The sequence below is a fragment of the Actinosynnema sp. NPDC023658 genome, from assembly GCF_040639995.1.
Taxonomy (GTDB): domain Bacteria; phylum Actinomycetota; class Actinomycetes; order Mycobacteriales; family Pseudonocardiaceae; genus Actinosynnema.
The window spans coordinates 1-2,525 of sequence record NZ_JBFAAX010000810.1 but is presented as its reverse complement, the minus strand read 5'-3'; the positions used below and the strand labels follow the sequence as shown (position 1 = coordinate 2,525).

2 protein-coding genes are annotated in these 2,525 nt (G+C 74.0%); both read left to right on the top strand.

The genetic code is table 11. The annotated features are described in order from the left end of the window. Window positions 1–511: 511 nt before the first annotated feature. A complete protein-coding gene (locus tag AB0G02_RS35055) occupies window positions 512–1,753 on the top strand; it encodes a cytochrome P450 (RefSeq protein ID WP_360803182.1) in 1,242 nt (413 codons plus the stop codon). A gap of 62 nt (window positions 1,754–1,815) precedes the next feature. Then, the gene (locus AB0G02_RS35050; RefSeq protein ID WP_360803179.1) at window positions 1,816–2,427 is read left to right on the top strand and encodes a GNAT family protein; all 612 of its coding nucleotides are present in this window, start codon (window positions 1,816–1,818) and stop codon (window positions 2,425–2,427) included. The last annotated feature ends 98 nt before the right edge of the window (window positions 2,428–2,525 follow it).

Genomic DNA, 2,525 nt, shown 5'->3' with positions numbered 1-2,525 from the left:
GCGTTTCGTGTTCGTGGGCCTGTCGGCGGTGGTGGCCGTGGGGGTGGAGGGTGTGTTCCCCGGCGTGGTGTTGCGTTTCGCGGTCGACGGCCCCGCGCGCGACGGGCTGACCGGCAAGAGCTGAACCGGCGACGGCCGAAGTGACGAGAGCCGACCGCTGACGACGGAGGCATGGCCGTCGGTCGCGCGGACCGGCGGCGGGGAAAAGGGACCGCAAGTGGGGGTGCGGCCCCTCCTCGCCCCCCCGGTCGCCGGGCGGCGGCGAACCCCCCTGACCCGCCCGGTCTGTCCGTCCGGCGTCGGGGTGCCGGACACCGTCCAGCGTCGCGCACCCGTGCGGGAGTCCGCATCGGCAAACCTCCGTATCCGCCTCCGTATCCGCGACCGCGTGGTCACGTCAACCGATCTCCGTACGCTGTCACCCGGAATACGGAGAGCGGTGGATGCGCGGCGTGTAGCGCTCACACGAAAGTGGACGCCGCACAACCCGATCGCATTACAAGGAGACGACGTGCAGCTGACCGCGGGATTCGCCCCGGACCGACAGGCCCTCGTCGGCGGCCCGCTGCGCGGATGGGAGCACCACGCCCACGAGGACGCGCTGGCCCGGCTCGGCCCCGTCCACCCGGCCGAGCTGCCCAACGGGCTGGACGTCCTGGTCACCACCATGGGCCTGGAAGCGACCCGCAACCTGCTCAACGACGGCCGCCTGGCCAAGGACGCCGCCGGGCTGCGCGCCGCGATGCAGGACCAGTTGGCGCGCAAGGGCAGGCCGACCGACCTGTCCCGGATCATCGGCCCGTCGATGCTCAACACCGACCCGCCGCACCACCGCAAGCTGCGCGCCCTGGTGTCGCAGGCGTTCACCCCGCGCCGCATCGACGGGATGCGGTCGGCGGTGGAGAAGACCGCGCGGGAGATGGTCGCCGCCATGCCGGCCGACGCCGACCTGATCGAGGGCCTGGCGTTCCCGCTGCCGCTGGCGGTGATCTGCGACCTGCTCGGCGTGCCCGCGGAGGACCGCGACCGGCTGCACCACTGGACCGCGGCGATGATGACCGAACGGCCCGAGCTCGTGGTGCCCGCCTCCGACGCCATGTTCGGCTACCTGGGCGGCCTCATCGAGCAGAAGCGGGAGCAGCCGGACGACGCGCTGCTCAGCGGTCTGGTGCAGGCGCAGGTCGACGGCGAGCGGCTGACGCCGGAGGAACTGCTGACCACGGCGATCCTGCTCGTCGTGGCCGGGCACGAGACGACGAACGGCCTGATCGGCAACGCCGTCGTCGCCCTGCTGTCCACGCCCGGCGCGTGGGACGCGCTGAACGCCGACACCGTGGCCGCCGCGGTCGAGGAGGCGGCCCGCTGGGACCCGCCGGTCCGGGTCACCCCGCACTACCGGGCCACGGTCGACGTCGAGCTGCCCGGCGGCGTCATCCCGGAGGGCTCGGTGATCATGATCGGCCTCGGCACGGCGGGCCGCGACCCGCTGGTGCACGGTCCGACCGCGGACCGCTTCGACCCGACGCGCGTGCCCGCGACCGGCAACGCCGCGCTGGGGCACGCGGCGTTCGGGCACGGCGTGCACTACTGCCTGGGTCACCACCTGGCCCGGATCGAGGCGCGGGCCGCGCTGACGGCGTTGCGGGCACGCGCGCCGCGGGCTCGGCTGGCCGTGGACCCGACCGAGCTGGTGCGCGGGGACAAGGTCGTGCCGAACACGTTCGCCTCGGTCGGCCTGCTGCTGGAGCCGTGACCGCGCACCCCGGTCGGGGGAAACCCGACGACAGCGGACCGGCCGCTCGACAGACTGTCGGCATGGTCGAGCAGCACCCACCCGTCGGCTTCCGCGCCAAACCCACGCTCACCGGCGAGCTGGTCGTGCTCCGACCCGTCACCGCCGACGACGTGCCCGCGTTGGCGCCGATGCTCCGCGACGCCGAGGTCACCCGCCTCACCGGCAGCCACGGCGAGCCGGACGAGGTGCGGCTGCGGGCCTGGTACGCGACGCGCGGCCGGGAGGACGGCAGGCTGGACCTCGCCGTGGTGGAGCGGGCGACCGGCGAGGTCGTCGGGGAGGCCGCGCTGAACAACTGGGACCGGGCCAACGAGAGCTGCGGCTTCCGCATCTCCCTGGTGCCCGGCGCGGCGGGGCGCGGCCTGGGCACCGAGGCGACGCGGCTGATCGTCGGCCACGGCTTCGAGCGCCTGGGCCTGCACCGCATCTCGCTGGAGGTGTACGCGTTCAACCCGCGGGCCCGCCGCGTCTACGAGAAGGTCGGCTTCGTCGCGGAGGGCGTGCTCCGCGACGCCCTGCTGTGGCAGGGCGAACGGGTGGACGCCGCGGTGATGTCGATCCTGCGGCCGGAGTGGGTCCGGCACCGGGGCCGGCCGGAGCCGCTCGCCCCGGCCGGCGCCCGCACGTCGTGACCTAGTCGGCCATGCTCGCCAGCAGGCTGATCAGCTGGTGGCGGCTGGTGATGTCGAGCTTGGGTTTGAGCGGGTACTGGTGGGTGTGCACGGTCGCG